This is a genomic window from Vibrio parahaemolyticus (genome assembly GCF_900460535.1).
Taxonomy (GTDB): domain Bacteria; phylum Pseudomonadota; class Gammaproteobacteria; order Enterobacterales; family Vibrionaceae; genus Vibrio; species Vibrio parahaemolyticus.
In genome coordinates this window covers 2,457,685-2,471,565 of sequence record NZ_UHIL01000001.1, presented here as the reverse complement: position 1 = coordinate 2,471,565, position 13,881 = coordinate 2,457,685, and the positions used below count along the sequence as shown (strand labels likewise).

The window sequence follows — 13,881 nt, the reverse complement described above, 5'->3', positions numbered from 1 at the left end:
ATAAATTGGATTTTTTGACGAATTTTGTGATCTGTTCTAGTTGTTTAATTCATATTTAATTGAAAAAATAACGCTAATACGGAAGTTAAATTAGAAGCTTCTTAATAAAAAATAAAATTTATGTGAGGATTTAAAAATGAAAGAATTGATTTCATCTGAACACGCGCCTGCTGCTATCGGACCTTATTCACATGGCACTAGCTATGGCGATTTGATTTTTACATCTGGTCAATTACCCGTTGATAAGGCAACAGGAAAAGTAGTTGAAGGCGGCATCAGTGCACAAAGTCATCAATCTCTTACTAACTTGAAGCACGTTTTAGAGGCTGGTGGTGGCAGTGTCGATACTGTTTTAAAAACAACGTGTTACCTATCGAATATTAATGACTTTGCCGAGTTTAACAAGGTCTACGCAGAGTTTTTCCAACAAGATTGTCCGGCACGCAGTTGCTTCGCAGTGAAAGATTTGCCTCTTGGCGTGTTAATTGAAGTCGAAGCGATTGCTCATAAAAAGTAATACGGAGAACAGAGCATGAACCAGCAATGGACACAATATATCCAAATCATTAAGCAAGTTGTGAAACCTGCATTAGGATGTACAGAACCCATTGCTGCTGCGTACGCGGCAGCAGTTGCTAGAAAAGAGTTAGGCACATCCGATATTGATGCGATAGAGGTGCGTGTTTCAGACAACCTATTTAAAAACTCGATGGGTGTTTTCGTACCCGGAACGGGCAAGATAGGCCTCAAAATTGCCGCCTCAGTTGGTGCATTAGCCGGTGACCCAACAGCAGAACTGGAAGTGTTGGCTCGGATTAATGAGCAGGATGTCGCTGCTGCGCAACAATTGATAGATGAAGAGCGGGTAACTGTAGCGCGCATGGATACGCAAGAATTCATTTATTGCAGCGTAACGCTCACTTCTGGTGACGATGTTGTTTCGGTCACGATCAGTGGCGGTCACACCAACATTATCCAGATCATGCGCAATGGCGACGTGATTTTTGATGCTCCACCGCAGCAACGCGTTGCAACCGCTTCTGTTTGTGAAGGTGTGGATATTTCGATCAAACAAATCTATGAGTTTGCCACTCAAGCGCCTTTTGAAGAGATCAAATTCATTCTCCAAGCTGCAGAGCTCAATACCTTGCTGGCTCAAGAAGGTATCGACCGAGGTTACGGCCTCGAAATTGGACGCACGCTAAAAGGCAACATCGAGCAAGGCTTATTGGGTAATGACTTAATGAGTCGTATACAGATGATGACATCCGCGGCGTCTGATGCTCGCATGGGAGGGGCGACGTTGCCAGCCATGAGCAATTTCGGCAGTGGGAACCAAGGTATTGCCGCTACAATGCCAGTCGTAGTTGCGGCTGAAGCATTCCAAAACGACGAAGAACAGCTGGCTCGCGCGTTGATCATGAGCCATTTAGGGGCTATTTACATCAAATCTTATTACCCACCGTTATCCGCATTTTGTGGCAACACTGTAACCAGTGCGGCGGCGTCTATGGCGCTGGTATATTTAGCTGGTGGTACATTCGAGCAATCATGCTACGCCATTCAAAACGTCATCAGCGATAGTTCAGGTATGGTGTGTGATGGTGCGAAGTCCTCTTGTGCGATGAAAGTGTGTACTTCGTCGACAACGGCGGTGCGCTCATATTTGATGGCGATGGGTAACCACAGTGTTAAGAATCAAGGTATAGTAGGCGAAGAAGTTGAGCAAACGATAAGAAATGTTGGCTCAATGGTTCGTTTCGGTATGCCGTATACTGACAAATCTATTATCGATATTATGTCGGCCTAACCTCCAGTTTTTGCTAAGGGAAGTAACATTGCTACTAAAGAAACTCACCAAGAGTGATCTCGATATTTTGAACTCTATGAAAAACGTCGTGGATGGCATTGCACGTATGTATGGTGAACACACTGAAGTGGTTCTCCACAGCTTAGATGCCGAAGCGCCGGAAATCATCAAAATCGCAAATGGGCACGTGACGGAACGCAGTGAAGGTGCCCCAATTACCAACTTAGCGAGAATGAAGTTAAGAGAGGGCAAGGACGTTTCTGATTCGTACCTGACGAAAACGTCGAACGGAAAGACCTTGCACTCCATTACGACAATTGTCAGAAATCCAAAAAACAAACCGATTGGTTTGCTGTGTATCAACGTGGATATGGATGCACCGATGCAGGCGTTTTTAAAGGCAATGTTGCCTCAGCAACACACCGAGTGTTGTGTTGGTGGTGCTCGCTCACCAGAAACGTTTGCGCGTAATATTGATGAAACCATCATCAGTACGATAGAAACCGTGCAAACAGAAGTGTGGGAAAATGAAGCCATTGCGCCTTCTAAACGCAACCGTGAACTGGTGACGCGACTGCATGGGCTAGGCATTTTTAAATACAAAGATGCTGTTTTAATGGTTGCAAACCATCTTGGTATATCGCGCGATACCATCTACTTGTATTTGCGAGAGCTTGGGAACGACTAAACGGGTGCGCTGAATAGATTAAGTAAGTTGCTCTAGCTCAGTGATGTTGTCGAGCGCTTCTTGGTTGGTTTTGCCACACACAACCGGACACGGCTTAAAATCGTGACAAACTTTAGGGCGCTCAGGCTTACCAAACAGCTTACACAAATTGTCATCGTTGAGTTGCACGCAACGAACACCTGCTGGTTTGCCCATGGGCATTCCAGGTATCGGTGAAGAGATACTTGGCGCAATACAGCAAGCTCCGCATCCTAATCGACAATCCATAATGTAAACCTCTTAAAAATTGAGGGGGCAATTATGGTCATTTTGACGTGGATTGGAAGAGTCGCTTAAGAAAAAATAAAAAGGAGCACCCAATAGAGTGCTCCTTTTTGCTTTTAAACCGTTGTGATCATCTCAAGAAGCGATTGTAAACAAACAGCAGAATAAACGCGCCCAGCGTTGCGGTAATGATGCTGCCGATGTTTACACCTGTCGCGCCACCAAATCCAAGAATGCCGCCAAGGAAACCACCAACAAAGGCACCGGCAATCCCGAGCAACATGGTTGCGATCCAGCCTCCACCATCTTTTCCTGGCATCAACCATTTCGCTAAGGCTCCGGCGATCAAGCCCAAAATAATCCAAGAAATGATACCCATGAAAACTCCTTAATTCCTTCGTGATCAATGAAATAATGCGAACTCGTATAAGGATAGAACAGTTAATTGAAAATGGTTGAATATCGTATTAGATACTTGATGCCGATTGGAGATCGTCTCAAAACTTGAACTTTTGCGGCGAGAAGAGTATAAATCGGCCCCTAATTCCCTTGGTGAGACCTGAAGTATGAGCACTCCATTTTGGCAAAGTAAATCGTTAGAACACATGAGCGAAGAGGAATGGGAATCTCTTTGTGATGGGTGTGGCAAGTGTTGTCTGCACAAGCTAATGGATGAAGATACCGATGAAATCTACTACACCAATGTGGCGTGTAGCTGGCTGAACAGCAAAACATGTTCATGTAAGGACTACCCAAATCGCTTTACCTCTGGCGAAGAGTGCACCAAGCTGACACGCGAAGACATCGACGATTTCACTTGGTTACCGCACACGTGTGCTTACCGTCTGTTAGCCGAAAATCAGCCATTACCAGAATGGCACCCGTTGATTACGGGCTCGAAATCCGCAATGCACGCGGCGGGCGAAAGTGTCCGCAACAAAGTGGTGTACGAAATTGATGTGGTGGATTGGGAAGACCACATTTTGAATCACCCAAATCGCCCATAGCCAAATTGAAACAAGCCTTTTACCAACAGTGAAAGGCTTGTTTGCTTTTAGGGTCAATAAAAGACCGGATTCTCATAAGTGATGACAAAACGACGGTCATTGTTGAACTCTGACGCTTAATTAACTAAATGCTGCTCGGTTTGCAATTTAGTGATGTAAACTTAGGGCATATCATTTCAAGGCTTTACATTCCGATTCTTGATCGCTCCGATCGGGATTCGTTTCCTACGAGGTAAAAATGACGTTTCATTTCCCCCTGAAAAATCGCCAGACACCTTGGGTAGCGATATTCGCTTTATTCATCACGATGATGACCCCTATTTTTGTGCAAGCCACAGAAAGCACAGAGCCTCCTATTATCTCTGAAGCAGAAGCTTCTATAGATAGCTTGAACATCGACATTGTCGATTTATCGCAAAGCCTATCTCAAACGGCAGGTGACGAGCGTGATGCGCTTCAGCTACAACTTTTCCAAAAAAATGAAGAGTTGAGAAATCAATTAGCATCCGCGATTGAGCGTGAGTCCATCCCTCGTGACAAGCTGATTAAGCTCGTCAAAACGCAAGAAAAGTATTCAAAAGACGCGACCGATTATCTGACGACCAAAACCAAAGAAGTCATTGAAGAGTTAAACAAAGCGAAAGACGAAGAAAAGCTCGCGCTTATTAACGACTACCGCGAGCTTCAACATTACTTGGATGTGAGCTTTGATTCGAGCTGGCAGAATTTGGCATGGCTCAAGCAATTAGGCGTTCAAAATGAACGTGCAGAAGCGGAATTGCAAGATAAGTTAGATAAACGCATGCGTTTGCTATCGGCATCGATGGCGTATCTGCGTCAACAAGCAGAAATCATCGGTACGCAGCTTTCATCCAGCCCTGAATCAGAAAAAGCGTCTTTGCAACTTAGCCAACTGATCGTGAAGCAGAGACTGAATATCGCAACGGAAAGTTTGCGTAACCTGATGTCGATCGGCGACAAAATGGGTATTGAGACGTCGGAGTACAAGCGTCAGATCTTTGAAATCACAGGCAGCATCACGCACGACTTGCTAGACACCAAAGTGGTGTGGTCCATCATCAGTCACTGGTCAAACTCCGCGGTGGATTGGTTTGCGGAAAACGCACCACAGCATATCTTCCAGCTGTTCGTGTTTGCGCTGATCTTATTGATTGCTCGTGCACTGGCTAAACTCACGCGCAAAGTGGTGAGCAAAGCGGTGTCTTCTAAGAACTTGAAACTTTCCCACCTAATGCAGGACTTCTTTATCTCCATGTCCGGCAAAGTGGTGTGGGTGATTGGTATTATGGTTGGCCTGTCGCAGATTGGCTTGAACTTAGCGCCAATCCTGACTGGTTTCGGTATTGCCGGTGTGATCATTGGTTTCGCGTTGCAAGATACGTTGTCGAACTTCGCAGCGGGTATGATGCTTTTGATTTACCGTCCGTTTGATGTGGGTGATTTTGTCTACGCCGGTGGTGTGGATGGCAAGGTAAGTCACATGAGCTTAGTGAACACCACGATTCGCACCTTCGATAACCAGATCATCATTGTGCCGAACAGTAAGATTTGGGGAGATGTGATCAAGAACGTGACCCATGAGCGTATTCGCCGTGTGGATATGGTGTTTGGTATTGGCTACGCAGACGATTTATTGAAAGCGGAATCGGTACTAACGGATATCGTGACTTCACACCCTGCGGTACTTCGCGCGCCTGAGCCAATGATTAAAGTGCACACTTTGAATACTTCGTCGGTAGATTTCATCGTTCGCCCTTGGGTAAAAACGGATGACTACTGGGAGGTATATTGGGATGTAACGAAAGAAGTGAAGTTACGCTTTGATCGCGAAGGCATTTCGATTCCTTTCCCACAACAAGATGTGCATTTGCACATGGTGGAGAAAAAAGACGCGTAATCGCGTGTTATCCAAATACGAAAAGGCACTCGATAAAGAGTGCCTTTTTATTTGCGGTAAGTTTTGTGTCTTACAGTTCGTTAAAGAACGCTAACTTCGGTTCGCATTCAAGCAAGTTTTCAATCTGGTTGATCAAACGTGCAAAGTGCACAGTTTTACCGTGAAATTCGAACGCTTCTTGGTCTTTAAATTGTTCTTGAAAAACGAAGTGGCTCGCGTTGTCTTTATCTTGGAACAACTGATAACGAACACAACCGTCTTCATTGCGAGTTGGCTCAAGCGCTTGAGTTAGCACTTCTTTCAGTTGTTGTTCTTTCCCCGGTTGTGCGTGAAAGGTAGCAGTCAAGTGAATCATAATTTTTACTCTTTTTTAACTATCGGTTTTAATTGTCGGTTTTAATTGTCGGTTTTAGTTATAGGTAGCGTCCCTGTCGTTGCAGGAACTCAATTTTGTAACCGTCAGGATCGGTGACAAAAAAGAAGGTCGCTAGGTGTTTTTGCTGGTGGTCAAACGCTTTGATGTCACCTGCTTCAATACCTAGAGATTTAATTCGTTTGTGAGCTTGTTCGATGTCGTCCACGCTAACGGCAAGGTGGCCGTAACCAGAACCGTGAGTATAAGGTTCGCTTTGGTCGTGGTTGTGTGTAAGTTCTAATTCAAAGCCCGTTTCTTCATTTGCTAGATAGGTTAGGGAGAAACCATCAAAAACGTATTGGTCTTTGATCTCTAGCTCAAGTGCGTCGCGGTAAAATTGTAGGGAACGGTCCAGATCGCGTACTCGGATCATGGTGTGTATCATTTTTGTCATGAGTACTCCTTAATTGTCCGCATAGGTTAGCGAGTACAAAAGGAGTTTGGGTAGTACTAGAGTACGACAAATAAGAATACGCTCAATAGCTTACGATTGAGGCGTAAAGCCTCATCGATGCCATTGAATATTTTGGTAAGAATAGTTAGGTGTTAGGCGTTAAGTTGAGCAAGCGCTTGATGGAGCGTGTTTTCCGGTTGGCGAGCATACGTGAGACATGCGCAGCGCAGTAAGGATGCAAAGTTGTTCACTTCACCATTGTATTCCAGTGCTTCTTGATACACCGTGCTGATAAACTTTGGAACGGTCATGTCTTGCGCACTGGCAATTTCTTCAAGAATCGTCCAAAAACTCGACTCTAATTTTACGCTGGTGGCATGGCCGTCAATGCGGATGGAACGAGTGATAAACTGATAATTATCCTGTGGTTGTTTAGCAAATATTTCGCACATGGTATTCGTAGATATGATTTAAGACGTGCAAATATTGAGTATTGTTGCTTAAAACGTCAACTGTTTTTGCGGATAAAAAAACGCTCTCGTGAGAGAGCGTTGGAACATCACAAGACGTGAAGTAAGTGCAAGATGATTATTTGATTTGTTGCTTTAGGAACTCACCAAGCTCGGAGTGGTGCATGATTTTTGAAACTGGAAGAATGGTTTCTGCAGGCCCCCAAGCGAATACGTTCACTGGTGTATGAGTGTGCGTGCCTGTTCCCCATACCGTGTTTTGTTTGGTCGCTTGTTCGCGAGCGAGCAAGTTACCGCGGTCGTTGTATGGGAAGAACGCATCAAAGTCGTTAATTGTTGGTACCGTTTCTACTTCTAGGTACGAGTGGCCAGCAACTCGGTATGGGTTTGGTTTGCTTGCTAGTACATGAGCTGCTTGCTCAGGTGTGATAGAAAAATCGCTGTTGGCATTCACCACTTCAGCTAGCTTTTCTGGTGTTTGTTGTGCTTTATCTAGCGCTTCAAACTCGCTGATCATGCCATAGTAGCTTTTCTTCTGGTTGTATAAACCATCTAGGATTTCAAACTTACCGAAGTTGAAGTTTGGCGCGTAATCGCGTTTTTCAAAGGCTTCACCTTTGCGTTTTTCTGGTTTAGGTAGATTTGCTGATGAGTAGCTAAAGCCAAAAGAACCTGTTTCGTGGTCTGCGGTAACAATGATCAGTGTGTCGTCACGACCTTTCGCCCACTCGTAAACAGAGTTCACCGCTTCGTCGAACTTAATCAACTCATGTAGCATGGTACCAGCATCGTTACTGTGGCCAGCCCAGTCGATTTGACCACCTTCAACCATCAAGAAGAAGCCGTCTTTGTCTTTAGAAAGAACATCAAGCGCTTTGACCGTCATCTCTTTCAACGATGGTTGTGTGCGTTTTGGATCGTTTTTGCTGTTGCTATAAACAATACCATCATCCATACCTGAGTAAGCGAACAGGCCAAGTAGTTTGTCGCCTTTTGCTTGTGCCAACATGTCTCGGCTGAAAGCTAGGCTGTAGCCTTGGTCTTGCGCTTCGGTAAGCAGATTGCGTTCGTCTTTACGCTTAGATTTCAGGTAAACACTGCCTTGCGTAAGCTTTTCTAGCGCTTGGTAAGTTTCACCTTTGTCGTTAGTCGATTTTGGAATCCAGTGACGAAGACCACCAGATAACAACACGTCGACACCGCTTTCTAGCATATCGGAAGCGATGTTGTTTTCTAGCGAGCGATGAGGTTGATGCGCAGCAAACGCGGCTGGTGTTGCATGAGTCATACGCGTATCTGAAACAAGACCCGTTGCTTTGCCTTTGCTCTTGGCTTTTTCCAAAATGGTCTCAACGTGATTGCCTTGGCTGTCAATACCAATCACTTCTGATGCGGTTGGGATACCTGTTGCGAGCATTGTTGCCGAACATGCAGAGTCGACAACGATCGCATCTTCTGGGTTCGTTAAAGATGAGCCAATCACACCTTCTTGCGCTAACTTGTAGAGCGCGGTGGTTTGGCCTTTGTAAATCGAGTTTGGTGCGTGGTTCGCGTAGGTTTCTAGCAAGCCGACTTGCTGAGGACCCATACCATCACCAATCATCAGAATAACGTTTTTGATTTCAGCGGATAGCGCATTGAATGAAAGTGTAGATGCAGCCACTGCAGTAATAATCGGAGAAACTAAACGCTTCATTATATTTTCCTTGTTTATTGAAAGCGCAGAAATTAAAGCAGCGGTTTATGACGCTTTTGTGGCGGTAATAAAAGATTCACGGCATTGTCATTTTGGGTTGCTAGCCAACTCGGTCGCAGATGTTGGGGTATAAAAAAGCCCACAGAAGTGGGCTTGGATTACGCTTAGGAGTTGAAAGCATGGACTAAAGTCATCCATTTAGTGCCTTCATAAGAAACCTGATTGAGGGAGCAATAAACGAGTGAATGCAGTAAGAACCATGCCTTATAGATGAAAGATTCATCCATGTTGTATGATGGCTTGTTCTTAAGCGAAAGGAATTATGGTCTGCTTTTCAGTACGGATTCAAACACGGTTTGTTATCGTGTCGAGTAGGAATTTTGCGGCTAGACGAGAGCTAAAATGATACCACCAACAGTGAGCGCCGCGGAAAGATACTGCCCTGCAGAATATGAGCCGTCTTCCTCTTCTTCAATCTTGTCGGGATGATCCATGCCAAGTGCACCGTGAGTGAAAGATTCTACTTTTTCACCCATTGTTTTGTTTTCTGCTTCTACCTTTTTACTCTCATGGTCAATTTGCTGCAACGCCGCTAGCAGTGCCTTACCTTCCGTAGAAAGTGTCACTTTGTTTTGCTCAACTTTGAGTGGCGCGGCAACCGTATCAACGTGATTGTCTTGATTTTGTACCACTACTGCCGGTTGCTTAGCATAAGAGTTTACGGGGTTGCTTCCTACTGGATTCATCGAACACTCCTTGGAACATCGACACTCTTTCACTGAGTGCGGGTAAAAAGCAGTTATCTCTATATCGACGGCATAGGGTATTTCTTGAATCAATTTGTACCAATTTGACGCAGATATTCTGAATCAAAAGTTGGAACTCATGATAGGAGAAAACGGGCCTGTTTTTGCCGCCAAGATTGTTTCTTAAATAGCAAAGCAAAAAACAGACCGTATAACTAGATTAAAATGTAGGATAGGCCGCGTTATTTACATTGAAGATCGTCATTACGTGTAGATAGGTGCTTATACGCCGCCATTCGGTTCACGTCTTGAACGAAGCGAACTGGCGGTTCGAGTACTTCTAACTGATAATCTGGGCTGTTTGTACTGATTTCCGACGTTGGATTAACCACCACCACTTTAAGCTCAGGGTTGCGTTGTAAAATGGATGCTGCGGTACCTAAACCTGCTTCTGTATGAAATTTCCCTGCGACATGAACAACTTGAGCATTTGGGTTTTGAGCGAGGTATTTCACAATCGACTCCGCCATGGTTTCGTCCCACGTTACTTGTGCGGCGTATTGCTTTTCAGTTTGCTCTGGCTTGCCATGATGCATGGATGCCATGAACTTTTCTTTATATGGACTGTTCGCGGTATTGACGTTTTCAGCCACAAAGCTGCGTTCTTCATCATCTAATTTATTCAGGTAATCAACACCTTGACGACCAATGCATCGGACGATGTATTTGGGTGCATTTGCGGCGATAACAGGTAAGTTGGCTTGCTTGGCGAACTCAACGAGTGGGCGGTAATCGCTTTCATAGTTTGGCCACGCATTGCTTTGTGACATGAAGTATTGTTCACCGATTTCGCCTTTTAGATAAGCGTCTAGCACCGATTGCTTGTCACGCGTGACTTGCTCCATAGATAAGGCAATACGGCGTTCGCCAGAAGAAAGCTGCCTCAGTAGATCGGTTTGGAAGCGATGAATACCAGCATGAGTGTGCCACTCTCCAACCAAGATCACGTCAGCGTTTTTTAACTTATCTGGCAGGTTCTGCAAAGCAAGGGCGTTGCCAGAAGGAGAATGCAGTTGGTAATCGTAAAAGGTGGTGACGTCTGTTGAAGAAAGGGCCGATGTGGTTGGCGTGGTAGAAACACACCCTGAAAGTACGCTTGCAAATGCAAGGCCTAAAATAGAAAAGCGCATTGAAAAGCCTCCAAAAATGTCCGAGTGATATTAATGGAGGCTGAGCAATGAATCAATATAAATGAGAATGATTTTCGTTATTCTCTATTGATTCTCTTGTTGAACTGGCTTCTTGCGGTAAACGCGTAGCATGAAGTCGGCCTCACACTGGAAAAGTGTAGCGGACTTTAGCTCTTCACGAAGTTCATCCGTCGCCTTCCAAGCAAATGGAGTCATTTGTAATAAATCAAATGCAACACCATTTTCTAAGTCCATGGTGTAGTTCAGCTTTTGTTGGTGCTCTAGCTCAAAGCCTTCAATGTTCTCTGGTTCTTCATTGTGTAAGCGAACTTCTTGATAGATGCGTTCGCGGAACTGGTAAAGGTGACGACCTGCGGGCGTTACCGTGATCACTACGCCGTTGTCTTTGATGACGCGTTGCAACTCTTCTGCTTTACATGGTGCATAAATACGCAAAATCGCATCCAGTGATTGATCTGCAAACGGTAAGCGATGGCTAGACGCGACACTAAATTGGCAGTTTGGGTAGCGCTTAGAAGCGTAACGAATGGCCACTTTAGAAATATCCAAACCAAAAACAGTGGCTTGTGGATCTTGTTCGAAGAGAGATTGCTGCACTTGATCGGTGTAATAACCTTCACCACAACCGATATCCAGTAATTGGTGTGTCGTACCTTCTGTGTATTTCGCACATAGTCGAGCCACTTCTTGACGCATTGGATCGTAGTGGTTTCCTTCGAGAAAACGGCGGCGAGCTTGCATCATTTCTTTGTTGTCACCTGGATCTTTCGAACGTTTGTGGTGTGCTGGCATCAGATTCACATAACCTTCTTTTGCTAGGTCGAACTGATGATTGTTTTCACACTTAAACGTCTTTTCAGTCAGCGAAAGTGGTTGGTGACATAGAGGGCATTGATAGTTCATGACGATCTCGAACAGAAAGTAGGGCGGCAAATTCTATCAAAAAGCGTGGCTTTAAGTGAAACAAAAAGAGCCGAGATCTTCGGCTCTTTAGGTTCTTGAGTGCCTCTTACACGTTTTGAACAATGATAAGAGGAGAAGGGCTGGGGATTAATGGAAGAAGTCCACTTGCTCTTTTAAATTTCTCGCTTGTTGCTGTAACTCGATAGCACTTTGTGATGTTTTCGCGCTGGTGTTACGGCTCTCTCGGTTTAGCTCACTGATTGAATGCGCGTTGGCTGCAATTTCTTGTGAAACTTGAGCTTGTTCTTCCGAGGTCGCGGCAATGGCATCAGCTTGAGAGGCGATAGATTGTACCTGAACGGCAATCGCTTCGAGTGCGGTGCCTGCGTCTTGCGCTTTGTCTAGCACCTGATTCGCACTGCGTTGGCTGTCAGTCATCATGGTTACGGCATTTTGTGTTGAGCCTTTTAGCTTCTCGATAATCCCAACTACGTCTTGCACTGAGCTTTGCGTACGGTGCGCTAATGTGCGAACTTCATCCGCGACCACAGCAAACCCACGGCCTTGCTCACCGGCACGTGCCGCTTCAATTGCTGCGTTGAGAGCGAGTAGGTTGGTTTGCTCGGCAATTTCGTCGATCATTCTTGTGACGGTTTGGATACTTTCACTGTCACGGTTGACTTGTTCGATGGCTTCGGCTGATTGATCCAATTGATTATTCAACTGCGCCACGTCGACACATACGCCTTCAACAATCGTCAAACCAGATTGGCTATCTAAGTTCGCTGAGCGGACATTCTCAGCAATGCTTTCTACTTGCTGCGCCACCGATTGAGCGGAAGAGGCCATCTCTTCGATTGCTGTTACGACTTGCTCAACTTCTTCTTGCTGACGATCCGCTTGGGTTAAGTTGCTATGAGCATCGCTTGCTACACTGGTCGAGTTACTTTCGACTAAATCGCTGGTAGAACGAATCTGGCCAACTAACTCATTCAGTTGATTTGCCATGCTTGCAACGCCGTTATTCAAATTCACAATCTCATTTTTAGAACGTTTACGAGACGACGGAATTTGTAAGCTGACTTCACCATTAGCTAGGCGCGTCATGTAAGAGTTCAACACCGTTAGAGGCTGTAAGCTGCGATTTAAGAACAGAGTGAGCACAACAAAAGTGATGCTCGCTGCTACCGAAGAAATGATGGCTATCAGTTTAAGTAGCGTGTCGCTGCCTTTGGTCACTTCTTTGATGAATGTACCGCCCAGTAGTTTCCAGTTCCAGCCGGGTACTTCGGTGAACACTAAGTATTTTTCACCGACGGTTGATCCGTATTGGAATGGGTAGCGGATCAGACCACTCTTTTGTTCGAAAATCTTATGGAAAGGCTTGTTACCATCGTAATCACGAACTTCTACGATTGAAGGATCGGTAGCGCTCTTGGTTGGGTGGAGTAAGTACTTACCAAGATTGTTTTTGTCGTTATCGACAATGATGGTGTAGCCTGTGTCACCCCACTTAATATCTTCTAGTGCATCAAACAGAGTTTGTGTGGCTTGGTCTACTGGCAAACCGATAAATGACAAGCCAGATACGTTACCGTTAGCGTCTTTGATTGGCGCGTAATAGGTAATGTAGCGTTCGCCATATAGTTTGATTTGCGCGTAGTAAGGTTTTCCGCTCTTTAAGAGTTGGTAACCAGGATGGTTGCGTCCAAGAGTCGTGCCTACTGCACGCTTACCTTGCGGATCTTTTAATGATGTTGAAACGCGAATGAAGTCATCACCAAGTGGTGCAAATAACGTTGCGATTGCTCCGGTATCACGTGTGAAGCTGTCGACCAGCTTTGTGTCGTTAATCAAACTTTCGCTGTATTGCGTGATATTTGGTACTTCATGGCCCATGAAGTCTACCGTGTAGTTTTCTACATAAACGCCTGCAAGGTAACCATTGCGAAAAGTTGATTCGAGTACTTGAGCAGTATGAAGGTAAGCATCGAACTGACCGGCAATGGTTTTTGCCATCGACTCGACTTTGGATTGATGTTCTCTCAACGTACTTTCTAGCAGCACGCCAGATGCGTTTCGATAAACGAGCGCAGCAATGCTGGAAAAGGCAATTACTAGGCACAAAGTGATGACTAACTTTAGTTGAAAGCCAACACTTTGATTTCTGTACTTTTCTAACATGGAATGTCTTCCTGATATATTTATAACTTATGAGTTTTGTATCGGCATGCTATCGGTTTATATGAATAATTTTTTTGATATCTATTAATTAAATTGTCAAAAAACTCAGATAACCAATGAGTTAGTTAGAAAGTGACCGAGGAAGAACGGAAATGATTTCAAAAAAAGGCCGGAT

The 13,881-nt window shown here is 44.9% G+C and carries 15 protein-coding genes; 5 read left to right on the top strand and 10 right to left on the bottom strand.

The features are described 5' to 3' along the window. Positions 1-136: 136 nt before the first annotated feature. The 3 genes from DYB02_RS12720 to DYB02_RS12710 are packed head-to-tail and all read left to right on the top strand — an operon-like array spanning position 137 to position 2,498. Positions 137-517 carry a RidA family protein gene (locus DYB02_RS12720; RefSeq protein ID WP_005479566.1) on the top strand — a complete coding sequence of 127 codons (381 nt, stop codon included), beginning with the start codon at positions 137-139 and terminating at the stop codon, positions 515-517. A 15-nt stretch (positions 518-532) separates the two neighbouring features. After that, positions 533-1,810: an L-cysteine desulfidase family protein gene (locus tag DYB02_RS12715; RefSeq protein WP_025499567.1), complete on the top strand. Its 1,278-nt coding sequence runs from the start codon at positions 533-535 to the stop codon at positions 1,808-1,810. 28 nt (positions 1,811-1,838) lie between these two features. Beyond that, positions 1,839-2,498 carry a helix-turn-helix transcriptional regulator gene (locus DYB02_RS12710; protein ID WP_005397228.1) on the top strand — a complete coding sequence of 220 codons (660 nt, stop codon included), beginning with the start codon at positions 1,839-1,841 and terminating at the stop codon, positions 2,496-2,498. Between the two features lie 18 nt (positions 2,499-2,516). Here the strand turns inward: DYB02_RS12710 and DYB02_RS12705 are convergent, their stop codons facing one another. Together DYB02_RS12705 and DYB02_RS12700 are read right to left on the bottom strand one after the other, a co-directional pair. Beyond that, on the bottom strand, positions 2,517-2,765 hold the full coding sequence (locus DYB02_RS12705) for a YkgJ family cysteine cluster protein (protein WP_017447809.1): 249 nt from the start codon (positions 2,763-2,765) through the stop codon (positions 2,517-2,519). Between the two features lie 127 nt (positions 2,766-2,892). Continuing rightward, positions 2,893-3,141, bottom strand: a complete 249-nt coding sequence (locus tag DYB02_RS12700) for a GlsB/YeaQ/YmgE family stress response membrane protein (RefSeq protein ID WP_005397239.1) — start codon at positions 3,139-3,141, stop codon at positions 2,893-2,895. Between the two features lie 187 nt (positions 3,142-3,328). Here DYB02_RS12700 and DYB02_RS12695 point away from each other — a divergent pair, with 187 nt between their 5' ends. Beyond that, positions 3,329-3,769, top strand: a complete 441-nt coding sequence (locus DYB02_RS12695) for a YcgN family cysteine cluster protein (RefSeq protein WP_005460092.1) — start codon at positions 3,329-3,331, stop codon at positions 3,767-3,769. Positions 3,770-4,007: 238 nt separating this feature from the next. Next, complete coding sequence (locus tag DYB02_RS12690) at positions 4,008-5,687, top strand: mechanosensitive ion channel family protein (protein ID WP_005479510.1); 1,680 nt, start codon at positions 4,008-4,010, stop codon at positions 5,685-5,687. Between the two features lie 70 nt (positions 5,688-5,757). Here DYB02_RS12690 and DYB02_RS12685 read toward each other — a convergent pair whose 3' ends face one another. The 8 genes from DYB02_RS12685 to DYB02_RS12645 all read right to left on the bottom strand — a co-directional run bounded on the left by DYB02_RS12685 (position 5,758) and on the right by DYB02_RS12645 (position 13,706). After that, positions 5,758-6,042 (bottom strand): putative quinol monooxygenase, encoded by a 285-nt coding sequence (locus DYB02_RS12685; RefSeq protein ID WP_005460110.1) that lies wholly within the window; start codon positions 6,040-6,042, stop codon positions 5,758-5,760. A gap of 58 nt (positions 6,043-6,100) precedes the next feature. Continuing rightward, the gene (locus DYB02_RS12680) at positions 6,101-6,496 is read right to left on the bottom strand and encodes a VOC family protein (RefSeq protein ID WP_005460098.1); all 396 of its coding nucleotides are present in this window, start codon (positions 6,494-6,496) and stop codon (positions 6,101-6,103) included. 152 nt (positions 6,497-6,648) lie between these two features. Continuing rightward, the gene (locus tag DYB02_RS12675; protein WP_005460130.1) at positions 6,649-6,948 is read right to left on the bottom strand and encodes a ribbon-helix-helix domain-containing protein; all 300 of its coding nucleotides are present in this window, start codon (positions 6,946-6,948) and stop codon (positions 6,649-6,651) included. 136 nt (positions 6,949-7,084) lie between these two features. After that, positions 7,085-8,662 (bottom strand): alkaline phosphatase, encoded by a 1,578-nt coding sequence (locus DYB02_RS12670; protein ID WP_025541071.1) that lies wholly within the window; start codon positions 8,660-8,662, stop codon positions 7,085-7,087. A gap of 386 nt (positions 8,663-9,048) precedes the next feature. Further along, positions 9,049-9,408: a hypothetical protein gene (locus tag DYB02_RS12660; RefSeq protein ID WP_021449877.1), complete on the bottom strand. Its 360-nt coding sequence runs from the start codon at positions 9,406-9,408 to the stop codon at positions 9,049-9,051. 242 nt (positions 9,409-9,650) lie between these two features. Then, positions 9,651-10,598: a ChaN family lipoprotein gene (locus tag DYB02_RS12655; protein ID WP_029804648.1), complete on the bottom strand. Its 948-nt coding sequence runs from the start codon at positions 10,596-10,598 to the stop codon at positions 9,651-9,653. Between the two features lie 84 nt (positions 10,599-10,682). Then, entirely contained in the window at positions 10,683-11,522 is an 840-nt protein-coding gene (rlmA, locus tag DYB02_RS12650) for a 23S rRNA (guanine(745)-N(1))-methyltransferase (RefSeq protein ID WP_015297080.1), read from the bottom strand. A 147-nt stretch (positions 11,523-11,669) separates the two neighbouring features. Then, on the bottom strand, positions 11,670-13,706 hold the full coding sequence (locus tag DYB02_RS12645) for a methyl-accepting chemotaxis protein (protein ID WP_029804650.1): 2,037 nt from the start codon (positions 13,704-13,706) through the stop codon (positions 11,670-11,672). Positions 13,707-13,881: the final 175 nt, after the last annotated feature.

What these genes read in the sequence shown, in the direction of transcription:
- DYB02_RS12720 (WP_005479566.1), top strand. Translation starts at nt 137, where the DNA reads ATGAAAGAATTGATTTCATCTGAACACGCGCCTGCTGCTATCGGACCT.
- DYB02_RS12715 (WP_025499567.1), top strand. Translation starts at nt 533, where the DNA reads ATGAACCAGCAATGGACACAATATATCCAAATCATTAAGCAAGTTGTG.
- DYB02_RS12705 (WP_017447809.1), bottom strand. Translation starts at nt 2,765, where the DNA reads ATGGATTGTCGATTAGGATGCGGAGCTTGCTGTATTGCGCCAAGTATC.
- DYB02_RS12700 (WP_005397239.1), bottom strand. Translation starts at nt 3,141, where the DNA reads ATGGGTATCATTTCTTGGATTATTTTGGGCTTGATCGCCGGAGCCTTA.
- DYB02_RS12695 (WP_005460092.1), top strand. Translation starts at nt 3,329, where the DNA reads ATGAGCACTCCATTTTGGCAAAGTAAATCGTTAGAACACATGAGCGAA.
- DYB02_RS12690 (WP_005479510.1), top strand. Translation starts at nt 4,008, where the DNA reads ATGACGTTTCATTTCCCCCTGAAAAATCGCCAGACACCTTGGGTAGCG.
- DYB02_RS12685 (WP_005460110.1), bottom strand. Translation starts at nt 6,042, where the DNA reads ATGATTCACTTGACTGCTACCTTTCACGCACAACCGGGGAAAGAACAA.
- DYB02_RS12680 (WP_005460098.1), bottom strand. Translation starts at nt 6,496, where the DNA reads ATGACAAAAATGATACACACCATGATCCGAGTACGCGATCTGGACCGT.
- DYB02_RS12675 (WP_005460130.1), bottom strand. Translation starts at nt 6,948, where the DNA reads ATGTGCGAAATATTTGCTAAACAACCACAGGATAATTATCAGTTTATC.
- DYB02_RS12670 (WP_025541071.1), bottom strand. Translation starts at nt 8,662, where the DNA reads ATGAAGCGTTTAGTTTCTCCGATTATTACTGCAGTGGCTGCATCTACA.
- DYB02_RS12660 (WP_021449877.1), bottom strand. Translation starts at nt 9,408, where the DNA reads ATGAATCCAGTAGGAAGCAACCCCGTAAACTCTTATGCTAAGCAACCG.
- DYB02_RS12655 (WP_029804648.1), bottom strand. Translation starts at nt 10,598, where the DNA reads ATGCGCTTTTCTATTTTAGGCCTTGCATTTGCAAGCGTACTTTCAGGG.
- rlmA (WP_015297080.1), bottom strand. Translation starts at nt 11,522, where the DNA reads ATGAACTATCAATGCCCTCTATGTCACCAACCACTTTCGCTGACTGAA.
- DYB02_RS12645 (WP_029804650.1), bottom strand. Translation starts at nt 13,706, where the DNA reads ATGTTAGAAAAGTACAGAAATCAAAGTGTTGGCTTTCAACTAAAGTTA.